The 12,716-nt window shown below is 62.1% G+C and carries 13 protein-coding genes and 3 pseudogenes; 6 read left to right on the plus strand and 10 right to left on the minus strand.

The window, feature by feature from the left end; all coding sequences use genetic code 11:
- Positions 1 to 10: 10 nt before the first annotated feature.
- A pseudogene (locus C476_RS10235) lies at positions 11 to 712 on the minus strand (DUF2270 domain-containing protein).
- Positions 713 to 887: 175 nt separating this feature from the next.
- Here C476_RS10235 and C476_RS10240 point away from each other — a divergent pair.
- Entirely contained in the window at positions 888 to 1,259 is a 372-nt protein-coding gene (locus C476_RS10240; protein WP_008012543.1) for a thioredoxin family protein, read from the plus strand.
- A 166-nt stretch (positions 1,260 to 1,425) separates the two neighbouring features.
- Here the strand turns inward: C476_RS10240 and C476_RS10245 are convergent.
- Positions 1,426 to 3,206: pseudogene (locus tag C476_RS10245) on the minus strand (carbamoyltransferase family protein).
- A 95-nt stretch (positions 3,207 to 3,301) separates the two neighbouring features.
- On the opposite strand from C476_RS10245, the gene C476_RS10250 reads away from it, so the two are divergent.
- Both C476_RS10250 and C476_RS10255 read left to right on the plus strand, forming a co-directional pair.
- Positions 3,302 to 3,661 carry a winged helix-turn-helix domain-containing protein gene (locus tag C476_RS10250; RefSeq protein WP_008012545.1) on the plus strand — a complete coding sequence of 120 codons (360 nt, stop codon included), beginning with the start codon at positions 3,302 to 3,304 and terminating at the stop codon, positions 3,659 to 3,661.
- Positions 3,661 to 3,924 (plus strand): DUF7521 family protein, encoded by a 264-nt coding sequence (locus C476_RS10255; protein ID WP_008012547.1) that lies wholly within the window; start codon positions 3,661 to 3,663, stop codon positions 3,922 to 3,924. The genes C476_RS10250 and C476_RS10255 overlap by 1 nt, the downstream gene beginning before the upstream one ends.
- Position 3,925: 1 nt before the next feature.
- On the opposite strand, the gene C476_RS10260 is transcribed toward C476_RS10255, so the two are convergent.
- From C476_RS10260 to C476_RS18955, 4 genes are all read right to left on the minus strand, one after another.
- Positions 3,926 to 4,849 carry a sulfite exporter TauE/SafE family protein gene (locus tag C476_RS10260; RefSeq protein ID WP_008012549.1) on the minus strand — a complete coding sequence of 308 codons (924 nt, stop codon included), beginning with the start codon at positions 4,847 to 4,849 and terminating at the stop codon, positions 3,926 to 3,928.
- 355 nt (positions 4,850 to 5,204) lie between these two features.
- Positions 5,205 to 5,609, minus strand: coding sequence for a helix-turn-helix domain-containing protein (locus C476_RS10265; protein WP_008012552.1), 405 nt, complete (start codon positions 5,607 to 5,609; stop codon positions 5,205 to 5,207).
- 70 nt (positions 5,610 to 5,679) lie between these two features.
- Complete coding sequence (locus C476_RS10270) at positions 5,680 to 6,711, minus strand: sulfite exporter TauE/SafE family protein (RefSeq protein ID WP_049911719.1); 1,032 nt, start codon at positions 6,709 to 6,711, stop codon at positions 5,680 to 5,682.
- A gap of 2 nt (positions 6,712 to 6,713) precedes the next feature.
- Positions 6,714 to 6,863, minus strand: a complete 150-nt coding sequence (locus C476_RS18955) for a DUF7512 family protein (RefSeq protein ID WP_008012556.1) — start codon at positions 6,861 to 6,863, stop codon at positions 6,714 to 6,716.
- Between the two features lie 368 nt (positions 6,864 to 7,231).
- Between C476_RS18955 and C476_RS10275 the strand changes: the two genes are divergently transcribed.
- Positions 7,232 to 8,083, plus strand: coding sequence for a universal stress protein (locus C476_RS10275; protein ID WP_008012558.1), 852 nt, complete (start codon positions 7,232 to 7,234; stop codon positions 8,081 to 8,083).
- Between the two features lie 17 nt (positions 8,084 to 8,100).
- On the opposite strand, the gene C476_RS10280 is transcribed toward C476_RS10275, so the two are convergent.
- The 4 genes and pseudogenes from C476_RS10280 to C476_RS10295 all read right to left on the minus strand — a co-directional run bounded on the left by C476_RS10280 (position 8,101) and on the right by C476_RS10295 (position 11,606).
- Positions 8,101 to 9,282 (minus strand): inorganic phosphate transporter, encoded by a 1,182-nt coding sequence (locus C476_RS10280; protein ID WP_008012559.1) that lies wholly within the window; start codon positions 9,280 to 9,282, stop codon positions 8,101 to 8,103.
- A 21-nt stretch (positions 9,283 to 9,303) separates the two neighbouring features.
- The gene (locus C476_RS10285; RefSeq protein ID WP_008012561.1) at positions 9,304 to 9,762 is read right to left on the minus strand and encodes a YeeE/YedE family protein; all 459 of its coding nucleotides are present in this window, start codon (positions 9,760 to 9,762) and stop codon (positions 9,304 to 9,306) included.
- A complete protein-coding gene (locus C476_RS10290) occupies positions 9,762 to 10,319 on the minus strand; it encodes a YeeE/YedE family protein (protein ID WP_008012562.1) in 558 nt (185 codons plus the stop codon). Before C476_RS10290 ends, C476_RS10285 begins: the two co-directional genes overlap by 1 nt.
- 8 nt (positions 10,320 to 10,327) lie before the next feature.
- Positions 10,328 to 11,606 (minus strand): annotated as a pseudogene (locus C476_RS10295) (MBL fold metallo-hydrolase).
- Positions 11,607 to 11,851: 245 nt separating this feature from the next.
- Here C476_RS10295 and C476_RS10300 point away from each other — a divergent pair.
- Together C476_RS10300 and C476_RS10305 are read left to right on the plus strand one after the other, a co-directional pair.
- A complete protein-coding gene (locus tag C476_RS10300) occupies positions 11,852 to 12,097 on the plus strand; it encodes a sulfurtransferase TusA family protein (protein WP_008012568.1) in 246 nt (81 codons plus the stop codon).
- Between the two features lies 1 nt (position 12,098).
- On the plus strand, positions 12,099 to 12,680 hold the full coding sequence (locus tag C476_RS10305; RefSeq protein WP_008012570.1) for a DsrE/DsrF/DrsH-like family protein: 582 nt from the start codon (positions 12,099 to 12,101) through the stop codon (positions 12,678 to 12,680).
- Positions 12,681 to 12,716 lie beyond the last annotated feature (36 nt).

Raw genomic sequence — 12,716 nt, forward strand, 5'->3', positions numbered from 1 at the left:
TCGCCGGCGCTCACTTGGACTCCTTCCAGTCGCCGGCTTCGGTCTCGCGAAACTCCTCTTTCGCCTCGCGCTCGCGTGGCCAGAACGCGAGCACGAGAACGCCGGCGTAGAACGTTCCGACGAGTCCTGCGACGACAGCGCCAGGGACGGACGCGATGGCCGCGGCATCGAGACGGCTCTCGCCCGGCGCGAAGGCGGTGACGCGAAAGAGCCACGCGAGACAGAGCACGGTCAACAGTGCGAAGTAGATGCGACGCAGCCGGTTCGCAAGCGCCTCGAGTAGCGTGCTCTTCAGCGTCGGTCACCGGTAGTCGTCGCCGAGTTCGGTTCGCCAGTCGCCGTGTTCGCCGCGTTGGGACGGGTCCAGCGTCGTCGCGAGGAAGTTCTGCTGGAGGAGTCGCACGCGAGCCCAGTAGACGTCGTAGTCACGATACCGCCGCGCTTCGATCAGGAGGAACATGCCGACGGCCAGCACGCCAACGAGGACGATATAGTGAGGGTTGTCGGGACTCGAGAACGCCCACGTGAGGATCGCAGCCATCACCGTGACACTCCACGTCGTCGTCTGATCGAGCCGCGACCGCCAGGTCGTCTCCCGGGAGATTTCACCGCGATAGGCGTGGCCGAGAACCGTGTTCAACTCCGAGAGATCCTGACCGACCTCTCGTCCCGGTTCGGCCTGCGTGGACTCGTCGTCGGTGGTATCAGTCATCAGTCTCTCACTCGTTCAACGGCCGACGAGAAATAACGCCGGTCGGGGACGCGGCCACACACAGATATCGAGCGAACCTAGCACGGGCAACCCGAACGATGACCACGGTTTGGCCACTTCAATATTGTATGGAGTGTACAAAACACTCAAGTGCTGGTGACCCGTTGTTTCGGTAATGACTGAAACAGCGCCTTCGGATCCGATCGGCGATGGAAGCGGCCCCCAGAAACCCGTCCAGCTGGACAGTGCTGCCGACTACGACGAGTTGCTCGAGACACACGATCTCGTGTTGCTCGAGTTCGTCACGTCCGGCTGTGGAATCTGTGCGTCGATGGAACCGGTACTCAGCGCGGTCGCTCGCAGCGCGCCCGGTGCCGTCGCGACGGTGAATGCCGGCCTCGTCCCGGACGTCGCCGACGAATACGATATTCGCAGCGTGCCGACGCTCGTCGTCCTGCGAGACGGCGAGGAGGTCGCGCGTCTCGACGACGGCTTCCAGAGTGCGGAGACGGTCGTCGACCTGCTCGAGACGCACGCGGCGGAATAACGGAGTTTTGTCGAATGCAGGCAAGTAGTAGTTTATCCATAGCACAATATCGGCTGTGTCGCTGACTCGAGTCCACACCGATGATTCGACCAGCACACCTCGATTCACGGCCGGTCAGAGCGCTCGTCAGCCGCCCGAAACGAGCGTGTGATTCCCCGGGCCGAGCTTAGCTCGTGGCTGTGAGCCGTTCGACGGGTGTCTTTTCCGCCGAGACGTCTTTTTCGACGACGAGGTCCTCGAGGACGAGGACGTCCAGCCCCATCCCGTAGAAGTCCTTGATCGCCTGCGTCGGCGTCCGGACGATCGGCTCTGCGTGGTCGTTGAACGAGGTGTTGAGGACGACCGGTACGCCAGTAATGTCGGCGAACTCCGAGATGAGTCGGTGATAGCGCGGGTGCTGGTCCTCGCGGACGGTCTGTGGCCGCGTCGAGTCGTCAGCGGGGTGCAAGACGGCCTCGAGATCGTCGGTTTTCGCCGAGCGGACGTCGTCGGCGTCGATCATGAACGGTGTCGGCCCGCCATCGACGAGGTATTCCTCGGCGGCCGACTCGAGCAGCGACGGCGCGAACGGGCGCCACTCCTCGCGGTGTTTGACGAACCGGTTGACCCGGTCGCGGGACGCGGCAGTCCGGGGATCGGCGAGGATGCTCCTGGCACCGAGCGCCCGGGGCCCCATCTCCATCCGGCCCTGGAACCAGCCGACGAGGTCGCCGTCTGCGAGCCGTTCGGCGACGTACCGCTCGAGGTCGTCCGGTTCCGCGTACTCGATTTTGTTCGTCTCGAGGGTCGACCGAATCTCGTCGGTTGCGTACTCGGGGCCGAGGTAGACGTCGGTCTGGCGGTCGATATCCGCCGGCCGCTGTCGTGACCAGCCAGCACCGAGTGCGAGGCCGGCGTCGTGAGCGACGGGCTGGACGAAGACGTCGTCGACGACCGGTGATTCCCGGACGCGTTGGTTTAATTTGCAGTTGAGCGCGACCCCGCCGGCGAGTGCGACGTTAGTGGTGTCGAAGCGCTCGACCGTCGACTCCGCGATGTCGACGACGGTCTCCTCGAGCAGTTTCTGAGCCGTGTACGCGAGGTCTTTCTCCCACTGGTCGAACGACTCGGGCGACTCCTTTCGCGGTCGGCCGAAGGCGTTCTCGAGTGTCTCGACGCCGTGACCGGTCCCCATCGCTTCGTCAGGTCGGTGACGTCGTAGTCGACGCCCGTGTCGATCAGGCTCCGGAGGGCGGATTCGATCTCAGGGTTGTCGTCTCCGTACGGCGCAAGTCCCATTACCTTCCCTTCGCCGTTGAACATGCGATAGCCGAGGAACTCCGTCACGGCCGCGAAGAAGAGGCCGAGACTGTTGGGGTGTTCGTACGTGCGCACGCGCTGCAGCCCGGTGCTGTCGGCGTACCAGACGACCGTCGCGTCGTACTCGCCCTTTGCGTCGACCGTCAGGACGATCCCCTCGTCGAAGCCCGAGGGGTGGAACGCACTCGCGGCGTGACAGCGGTGATGTGGGATCGTTTCGATCGGCGGCAGCGGTGTTCCGAACGACTCGAGACGGGATTCGATCTGTCGCGTCGGCACGAATCGGCTTCGAATCTGGGTGACGAGCGTTCGTTCCAGTGCGGAGAGTTTTCGGCCGAGTCCGGGCGCTCGAATCGCGTCGGTCAGGTAGTGGGAGGTGATCTCGCTGCGGAGTGTCGGATCGTAAGGAAGGAGGATGCGCTCGAGATCCGTGACCTCCAGCTCGCGATAGTCGAGGCAGGCTTGAATCGCACGGTCGGGGAAGGTCTCAGTGGCGTGTTTGTCCCGCGTGTATCGTTCCTCTTCGACGCCGAACACGGGCGTCCCGTCTTCGAAGAGGACAGCGCTCGGATCGTGTTGGCCGTACAGTCCGATCGCGGGTTTACATGCAAGGAGGAATCCGTCATGGTTCCGTGATTGTGACGCTATCCTACATCGACACCGAGTGGCTTCAAGACAGCCGCGGCGATTTGCTGAACCAGCAAACCGTGGCCTATTTGGCATAGAACGTCCGGGTGTGTCCTGTGCAGCACGGTGGCTCCCCGAACTCGTCGGAGATATTCCGGATCCTCGCGGACGAATACGCACGGAAGATACTCGTCGCGGCCGATCAAGGTCCGATGACCGCGAAGGCCCTAAGCGAGGAGTGTGATGCCTCTCTCACGACCGTCTATCGACGCGTCTCGACGCTTCAGGACCTCGAGCTCCTCGAAGAACGAAACACAGTCGACTCGAACGGAGCCCATCGAAGCGAGTTCGAAACGGCACTCGAGGGACTTCACGTCGATCTCACCGACGGCGAACTGTCGCTGACGCTCGAGACGCGCGACGAACTCGCTGACAATTTCACGTCGCTCTGGGACGATCTCCGAGGTGACGACTGATGGAAGCCTCGTTCGTCATCGCCAAACTGATTACGCTCGTGTTGAGCCTCGTCGTCGCGTATCTGGCGTATCACGGCTACCGGCGAAACGGCCAAACGCCGATGCTATACGTCGCCGCAGGCTTCGTGTTTATCGGTGCCGGGGCGATCTGTGAGGGGTTGATCTACCTCGTGTTTCGGACGACGATCGTGTCTGCCGCCCTCGTGCAGGCGGCCATCGTCTCGAGTGGAATGGTGCTCATCCTCGTCTCACTGACGAAGTGAGCTAGAAGAACAGCGCCGGCACGGAGTTCCGGAAGATATTGAGCGAGATGACGAACAGGAGTCCGACGACGAACCAGTTGAACCGCTGCTCGTCGATCTCGAGTCGCCGGAGATACGTCCCAACTAGCAGGCCAACGATGGTGACGACCGCGATCACCGAGCCGAGCCAGAGGCGATAGGTCGTCAGGAGGTCGGTAAACAGGGCCATCTGGACGATCCGGACGGTGAAGATCGTTCCAAGCACCATCGAGAGGCCGCCGATGTATCGTTCGGTGTCTCGCTCGAAGGTATGGAAGTACGCCGGCAGCAGCGGGCCGAGATTCGCGATCGCGAGCAGGAAGCCCTCGAGGAAGCCAGCACTGCCGAGCGCGATCGGGTGGTGGGCCTCCTCGACGGTGACGAAGTTCTGGACGACCTGAAAGACGACGTAGCCGAGGATGACGAGGCCGATCACGAAGGGAACGATCGGACCGGCGCTGAACGCCGCAAGCGCTGCAACCCCGATGACGCTTCCAACGACGGCAAGCGCCAGTAGCGGCCACTCCTCGCGGACGAACGTTCGCCCCGTATCGGTTTCACCGATCTGGAACATATTGAGCATCCATGGCGGAATCGCGAGGACGACGACGGCGAACGTCGGGTCGATGACCGACGCAAAGATCGGCGTCGTGATCAGCGAGTAGCCAAAGCCGATCATCCCTTTGACGACGCCAGCGACGATCGCGACCGCGACGAACAGGGCAAGCAATTCGACCGAGAGATCGGACTGAACGCCTTTTCCAATGTGCTCGAGCCCCGGGAAGAAGACGATCGACGCGACGATGACGGCGAGCGTCGCGGCGACCATCATCACCTCGCGGTACCGAAACTCGGAGACGTTCGTGAGGAACTGTTCGACGTCGCTGGTAGGTTCTGGTGTGCTCATAGCGCGGGTGGCGAAGACGATGCAGTCGCCTTGCAACTCGATACACGCGGCACCCGTATCCCCCTAACCGAGTCGGCGAGATCTACGGCGTTTCGAGTCGGCGAAGGCACACCGAAATGGCCGCTCACAGCCGATCAAACGCAGTTACGCGCGGTTCAGCGGAAACAGGACGTCATAGCTCGAGGATATATTTTCCGCTAGCAGTCGAAACAGGTAGAAAAGACGAGAAGACGGTTCGAGAAAGACCTGCAAGTGGCCCCACGCCAGCACCGCAGTATCGAACCCGGATACGAGTCTCGGTGCGACGCGTCGTCGCCGCCCAATATGGTACTCGATCGGAACCCTGACCGGAAGACTAGCTTTCGATCGGGGTCGCGTCGGCCTGGGCCTGCTCGTATTTATCCTCGAACTCCTGGATGAGCTGGCCCATCTTGGCGTACCAGTCGTTTAACATCCGCTGCATGCTGTCGGCGAGCTTCGACGGATCGGTCGGGAAGTACACGTGGTAGTACCCGCCCTGATCGTAGTTGACCTGATCTTTCTGGATGAATCCCGTCTGGAGCAGCCGCTGGACGGCCCGGTAGGCGGTCGAGCGCTCGCGGTCGACGGCGTCGGCGATTTCATCGACGGTCATCGGCTCATCGGCAGCGACGAGCGCCCGGAAGCACTCCTTATCGAGTTGCTTGAGGCCGTGGAAGCACTCGAGGAGCCCTTCACACTGCATGTCTTGCTGAAGTTGTTCGGACATCGAATCCGGCATTGGAATCACTCCTAGATACAGACCGCGCGGTTAAAAGACTTGTGTAGAAATCGTACAATCCTGCGACTGCCTAGTCAGCAGTCGACGGCGACACGTCCGTGCCCTCACGGAGCATGGTGATGCTGCTGTAGACGACAGCGCCGCTGACCAGCAGCGCTGCCCCGAGGATGATCACCAGGCTCACCACGTCGAGCACCGGCATCTCGAGGACGCCGCCAATCTCTCGCACTGCGACGGCGATCGCGCCGAGCAACAGCATAACCCCGAAGTAGACCTTGATGTCGTCTTCGTTGACGAGGTTGGTCGCGGCTGCGCCGACGCGGGCACCGAGTGCGCTGCCAGCCAGCAGCGGGACGACGATGCCGAGTTCGACGGCACCGGACTGGGCGTAGAGGAAGCTCCCGATCCCGCCCGAGAAGACGATCTCGAACAGGTCGGTCCCGACTGCGACCGGGACGGGCACGCCGATCAGGTAGAACAGCGCGGGCATACGGATGAAGCCGCCACCGACGCCGAGGAAGCCCGACAGCACCCCCGTCGCGAACGCCACAGCCAGCACCATCCACAGCGACACTTTGAACCCACCGCGGATCGAGATCATCGGTGGCACGTTGTACGACTGGATCTTCTGGGCGATCTCGGGGATATCTTCGTCCTCGAGATCGGCGTCCTCGTCGACGTCGTGGTCGATGCCGCCACCGCTGCCTTTCATCGCTTCGTAGGTGACGAAGACACCGATCCCACCCAGCAACAGCACGTACGCGACGCTAACCACGGAGCCGGCCAGCCCGATGTGCTGGAGGTACTCGAGGCCGATCTTCCCGACCTCGATGCCGGCAGTGGTGCCAGCGATCATCAGGATACCGAGCTTGTAGTCGACCTGCCCGAGGTCACGGTGTTTCAGCGTCGCGATCACGGAGGTCCCGAAGACGAACGCAAGACCGGACCCGACCGCAACGTTCGCGTCGTAGCCCATCACCAGCAGTGCGGGCGTCACGAGGAACGATCCGCCCATCCCGAAGAATCCGAACAGGATCCCGATGAGCAGACCGAACCCGACGAACAGTACGATCAGTGCCAGGCTCATTCCAAGTATTTCCATTGTTAGTTGTTCTTAATGCGATTGACCACTGGTTCTCCGAGTAGCTGTTCCGCTGCGCCGTAGCCGATATACAGGATAATGGCCTCAAGGAGCACAGCCCCGATGAGCATGCCAGCGTCTACCGATGCGGTCAGGCTTCCCCCACCGATCATCGCGTCTCACCACCCATTATATGCAGTTGTGTACGGATCATGGCTTTCTCTACAACTGTCTCTAATCGGATGGCAGTATTAACAGTTTTGGATATGCGGCACAATATTACTGCAACTGATCACACGGCTATCCAACCGAAATATATGCGTAAGTTATAGCAATATGGCCGTCCGAAACTCCTCGCTGAACGACCGTAATTAAACGCCTCAATCGATCGCGCGCGGATTTTATCGCGCTAGAGAAATACAGTACCCAAAGACAATCAGTAGGGATCACCCGCTGCTATCGAACCGAATCGTGCCGACTGATGTTCACTGGTTCTGAACTATACAAACAATCTTATATAGCGATCGCATCCGTTCGGGACATGCGAGCACTCTACACGACCGATCTCTCGGCAGCCAGCGAAGCGGCGATCGAAAACGAAACCTGCCACGAGTGTCTCGAGCGAATCGGCATCGAGACGATCCATCTCGTCACTGTCGTCCCCTCGAACATCCATGCAGGGATGCCAGGCATGGACCTCGAAGGCCGTCGCCAGCGCGCACTCAATCGGTATCAGTCGGTGATGGAAAACGCCGGGTTCGCCGTCGAAACCCACGTCGTCCGTGGGACGCCCCATCGTCGCATCAACGGGATTGCCGGCGCTGTCGGAGCCGATCTGACGATCGCCGGCTCGCGTGGCAAGAGCCCGCTCGAGAACCGCGTCATCGGATCGACGACGCGGAACCTCGCGCGGACGTCCGTGGTACCACTACTCATTACGCGTATCGAGCGCGAGACTGACGAGCCCGACCTCCGCCATGAGCACCTCTTTCGGCGTATGCTCTATGCGACCGACTTCTCCAAAAACGCCGAACGAGCGTTCGAGGCGTTCTCATCGCTGCGGTATGCGGCCGAGTCGGCGACGCTGGTCCACGTCGAATCACCGAAAGATACCGGCGTGACAGCGGACGAAGCCGACGAGCCGGCTGCACGACTGGACGAACTCGCAGCCCAACTCGAGGAGTGGGACATCGAGACGGAGATCGACGTTCGGCAGGGCGATCCGGCCGACGAGATCATCGCGGCCGAAGACGAGTTCGACGCGACGACGATCCTGCTTGGCTCGCGTGGCCGGAGCCGGCTTCGGCGGCTGTTGCTCGGGAGCGTCTCTGAGTCAGTCATCGCGCGTGCGGCGGGGAACGTTTACCTCGTGCCGCCGCCGCGGTCGGCGTAAGCACGGATCGTTGCCGGTCACATCGTTGGGACCACGACGACCACGCCGTAGCCGAGCACGAGCGCGAGGGCGAACGACGCGATCCACGCGCCGATCGTCAGCAGGATCTTCCGCGGGCTGATCGCATCCCTGCCACCGACCGCCGCGCCGCTGCCGATGATCGCGCTGACGACGATCTCGTTGAACGAGACTGGGACGCCAAGCAGGATCGCGACCTGCGCGATGAGAAACGATGGGACGAGCGCCGCGATCGAGCGACGCGGCCCCAGCGACGAGTAGTCCTGTGCGAGCGACTTGATCATGCGCGGCGCACCAGTCCACGAGCCGACGAGGATGCCGGCCCCGCCACCGACGAGGATGGCCATCGTCGAGACCCCCTCGAGGTCATCGAGCAAGGGCAACAACGGCCCGACTGCGAGCCCGACCTGGCTGCCGCCGGCCGAGAACGCGACGAGCGAGCCGAGTGTCAACAGCACCCGCCTGAGCCCGCCGGCCATGTCCCGTCGGACGTCCCAGTAGACGAGCCCTGCAATCGCGAGCGCTACCGCCAGCGAGACGCCGATCGCGGCACCGACGCTCTCGAGGCCGACGAACTCCTGAACGGTGCTGGAAACCGTTCCGGTCGAGCCAGCGGGGCCGAGAAACGAAAATTCGACGTTCGCGAGGACGCCACCGACGAGGCCCGCGAGCACGGCGATACTGAATCGCTCCGGCACGTCGGCCCGTGGGAGGATACTCGCGATCCCGTACGCGATGAAGCCGCCGATGAACGGCGTCAGCACCCAGACGATACCGATCTGTTGGTACTTCGACCAGACTGGTGTCCCGCCGAGTGCGAGCCCGACGCCGATCACGGAGCCAGTCACGGTAAACGCCGTCGCGATCGGATAGCCAGTTCGAATACCGATCGCCATGAGGCCGGCACCGATCAGTAAGACGGCGATAACCCCGCCGGCTGGGAGACTCACACCGCCGATAAGGCCGCGACCGATCGCCTCCGAGACGTTTGCGCCTTGTGTGACAGCGCCGGCAAAGCCGAAGATTCCGACGACGAACGCGGCCCGCATCGTCGAGATGGTGTTGGCACCGACGGCGGGTGCAAACGGCGTCGCGCCGCTCGAGCCAGCGCCGATGACCCACGCCATAAACAGACTCGCGAACCCGGCAGTGACGAACAGCAAAACGAGAGTGAGGTCCATTAGCGGATCGAAAAGAGCGGCTTAGTCCGCACCTGCAGTCACGGAGTCAGCACTGGCGGTCTGGCTTCGCCACCGACCCTGCAGGTACGCACCGAGGAACATCCCGGCGAGCGCCCAGAGGATGGTGACGTTGCCGATGCCGAGGCTGGCGTAGGCGGCACCCGGACAGATGCCCGAGAGCCCCCAGCCAACGCCGAAGATCGACCCGCCAATCAGGACGTTGCGATCGAACGGTTTCAGGCGTCGTTCGAACTGGTCGCCGGTCAGCGGTGCCCGACCGAGCAGTCGCGGAGCGAGGAAGAACGTCACCCCGGTAACGATCGCAGCACCGAACATCACGAACACCAGCCCGAAGTCGTCGAACTGGAGGAAGTTCAGCACCACTTCGGGACGGGCCATGTGGCTGAATCCGAGTCCGAAGCCGAAGATCAGGCCGCCGACAAGGATCAGCGGCATGAAGAGGGGATGGCGGTCCGACATTACGGACTCACCCCCAGTGCGGCGACGATCTGTGCAGTCAGGATTGCGACGATCATGAACGTGATTACACCTGTAATTGACGTTTTCGATGCGGAACCGACGCCACAGACGCCGTGTCCGGACGTACAGCCCTTCCCGATGCGTGTCCCGATACCGACGAAGATGCCACCGACGAGCAGCCGCCACGGCTGGACGTCAGTCGACCAGAGCGTCAGACCGCCAACCTCGTACAGTTGGCCGGTCGTCCCGGGCTGGTAGAGCGAAGTCGTAATCATCCCGGATTGGACCGTCGCCGAGAACGCCAACGCACCCAAGATGATGCCGAGCGTAAACACGAGCCGCCAGTCACGGGACGAGACGTACCGCTGGAAGCGGGACTGTCCGGAGACGTACGACAGCGTCGACTCGAGGAACGTACTCGCACCGGCGGGGATGCCGGTCCCGAGATAGATGACGACCGTGCCGAGACCGACGAAGAGCCCGCCGATGGCGTACCGACTGATCCCGTTCGGGAACAGTTCAGCAGCCAACTGGAGAGGGACTGGATCTGCTACCATATAAATTATTAGTCACCCGCGAGCGATTCCTGGCTGGCAGCACAGTTGTTCGGGCCGAGCTCGAGTTCGAATGCTTCGTCGTCGTCGGCCTCCTGCTGGCCGAGATTGGTGGGAATGATATCCTCGTAGTTGGCCGGTCGTGGTGGCATATCCGAGAGGATGAGCTCGACGAACTCATCTTTGTCCATCGTGAGCGCGTCCATCTCCGCTTTGAGCTGGCCGATCGGCGCGGTGTAGGTGCCGTCGTCGGCGGGCTCGGCGGCGTCGCTGAAGTGTGCGCCACCGATGAGCGTGTCGTCGGGCAGCGAGAGGACACGCTCCTGCAGACTCTCGTAGAGCTGGGCCGCGGCCTCTGGTGCGCCGTCGTCACCTTCCTCGAGGTCAGGACGGGCGACGCTTTCGATGAACAGGCCGTCGCCGGTCGCCAGCAGCGAGTCGTCGATCAGGTACGAGGTCATGCCAGAGGTGTGGCCGGGCGTGGAGACCGTCTCGATCGTGGCGTCGCCGACCTGGAATTCGTCGCCATCCTCGGCCAGCGTCATCTCGTCGGCGTAGGTGACGCCACGGTCGACGGATGCCTCGGGAATGACGCCCTCGACGCCGACGGCATCGAGTGCGCGCACACCCGAGATGTGATCGGCGTGGATGTGCGTGTCGATCGCGTACTGCAGGTCGACGCCAAGTTCGTCAGCGTCGGTGAGATAGCGATCCGTGAACGCGCGCAACGGATCGATGACTGCGGCCTCGTCGCCGTCGACGACGAGGTAGCCCAGACAGCCCGAGGACGGTCGCTGATACTGGTAGAGCGTCCCCGCGCCGTCGTACTCCGAGACTTCGACGCGCTCGTAGATCCGCGCCCAGCCGTTCATCCCGTCCTCGAGCTGGTTCGCATCGTAGCCACGGTCTTTCAACGTGCCCGCGACGAACTCGCTCGAGCCACCCTTGGCACAGAGGACCGTCACTTCGCGGTCGTCGGGGATCTTGGCGAGCACGTCCTCGTCGATCTCGTCCTCGAGGAACTCGAAGTAGGGGATGTTGATCGACTCGACGCTGTCGCCGTCGATGTGCCACTCCTCGTACTCCGAGNATCTCGTCCTCGAGGAACTCGAAGTAGGGGATGTTGATCGACTCGACGCTGTCGCCGTCGATGTGCCACTCCTCGTACTCCGAGTGGGCACGCACGTCGAGGAGCGTCACCTCCTCACCTGCGTCGATACGACTTTTCAATGTCTCCGGAGTCACCGCCGCAACATCGGCATCCGGAGTCGGGAAATCGTCGGCGTTCATATCGTGTACTCACAGGTATCGGTCGATAGCATATAAGAGTTTGCATAGTAGTTCCCTGTTTGTACAATATTGGATGGTTTTCGACTGGAGGCTGCTGGCCGACGCCGGTTAGAGGGATACTACAGGAGATATTTGTGTCGTTTCAGGCCAGCAGTTGTTTGCAACCGGTGCAAGAACCGGCAATCTTTTAACCCTCGGCCCAATATTGTGGAGTAACTCCAATACAAATCACGGAGTACCCGACCATGAGTGAAGCATTCGATATCACGGAGACGCTCGACGTCAAAGGTGCATCGTGTCCAATGCCGGTCGTCAAAACGAAGTCCGCCATCGACGACCTCGCTGAGGGCGAGGTCCTCGAGGTAGTCGCAACGGACTCGGGCAGTATGAGCGACCTCAAAGGCTGGGCAGCCGGGACGGACGGCGTCGAACTCTTAGAGCAGGTCGAGGACGGCGACGTCTACAAACACTACGTCGAGAAGACGGCATAGCATGAGTACGGATACACCCTCGGCGGGAGCTGACAGCGAGCCGATGAGCGAGGAAGCCCTCCAGGAGCGGATCGAAGAACTCGAGGAGCAAGTCGCTTCCCTCGAGACCGAGGTCGGCGACGGCCAGAAGAAGATGACGATCGTCGCGACCCAGGGGACGTTCGACATGGCGTACCCGCCGCTGATCCTCGCGAGCACTGCGGCCGCATTCGGCTGGGACGTGGTCGTCTTCCACACGTTCTGGGGACTCGACATCCTCCACAAGGAGAAGTCCTCGGACCTCAAGCTCAGTGCGGTCGGCAACCCCAATATGCCGATGCCAAACGCCCTCGCTGCCCTCCCCGGCATGGACCGGATGGCAACGCGGATGATGGAAAAGCGGATCGACGAGAACGGCACCGCAACTATCGAGGAACTGATCGAACTGTCCCTCGATCAGGGCGTCGACCTGCAGGCCTGTCAGATGACCATCGAGCTGATGGAGTACGACGAGGACGACTTCTACGACGGCGTCACCACCGGCGTCGGCGCAGCGACCGCCCTCCAGCACATGGCCGAATCGGACATCCAGCTGTTGGTCTAGCCCGCCAAAACAACTCCCGATCACTGTGTTTACTCG

This window comes from Natrinema limicola JCM 13563 (assembly GCF_000337475.1).
Lineage (GTDB): Archaea > Halobacteriota > Halobacteria > Halobacteriales > Natrialbaceae > Natrinema > Natrinema limicola.

What these genes read in the sequence shown, in the direction of transcription:
- C476_RS10240 (WP_008012543.1), top strand. Translation starts at nt 888, where the DNA reads ATGACTGAAACAGCGCCTTCGGATCCGATCGGCGATGGAAGCGGCCCC.
- C476_RS10255 (WP_008012547.1), top strand. Translation starts at nt 3,661, where the DNA reads ATGGAAGCCTCGTTCGTCATCGCCAAACTGATTACGCTCGTGTTGAGC.
- C476_RS10260 (WP_008012549.1), bottom strand. Translation starts at nt 4,849, where the DNA reads ATGAGCACACCAGAACCTACCAGCGACGTCGAACAGTTCCTCACGAAC.
- C476_RS10265 (WP_008012552.1), bottom strand. Translation starts at nt 5,609, where the DNA reads ATGCCGGATTCGATGTCCGAACAACTTCAGCAAGACATGCAGTGTGAA.
- C476_RS10270 (WP_049911719.1), bottom strand. Translation starts at nt 6,711, where the DNA reads ATGGAAATACTTGGAATGAGCCTGGCACTGATCGTACTGTTCGTCGGG.
- C476_RS18955 (WP_008012556.1), bottom strand. Translation starts at nt 6,863, where the DNA reads ATGATCGGTGGGGGAAGCCTGACCGCATCGGTAGACGCTGGCATGCTC.
- C476_RS10275 (WP_008012558.1), top strand. Translation starts at nt 7,232, where the DNA reads ATGCGAGCACTCTACACGACCGATCTCTCGGCAGCCAGCGAAGCGGCG.
- C476_RS10280 (WP_008012559.1), bottom strand. Translation starts at nt 9,282, where the DNA reads ATGGACCTCACTCTCGTTTTGCTGTTCGTCACTGCCGGGTTCGCGAGT.
- C476_RS10285 (WP_008012561.1), bottom strand. Translation starts at nt 9,762, where the DNA reads ATGTCGGACCGCCATCCCCTCTTCATGCCGCTGATCCTTGTCGGCGGC.
- C476_RS10290 (WP_008012562.1), bottom strand. Translation starts at nt 10,319, where the DNA reads ATGGTAGCAGATCCAGTCCCTCTCCAGTTGGCTGCTGAACTGTTCCCG.
- C476_RS10300 (WP_008012568.1), top strand. Translation starts at nt 11,852, where the DNA reads ATGAGTGAAGCATTCGATATCACGGAGACGCTCGACGTCAAAGGTGCA.
- C476_RS10305 (WP_008012570.1), top strand. Translation starts at nt 12,099, where the DNA reads ATGAGTACGGATACACCCTCGGCGGGAGCTGACAGCGAGCCGATGAGC.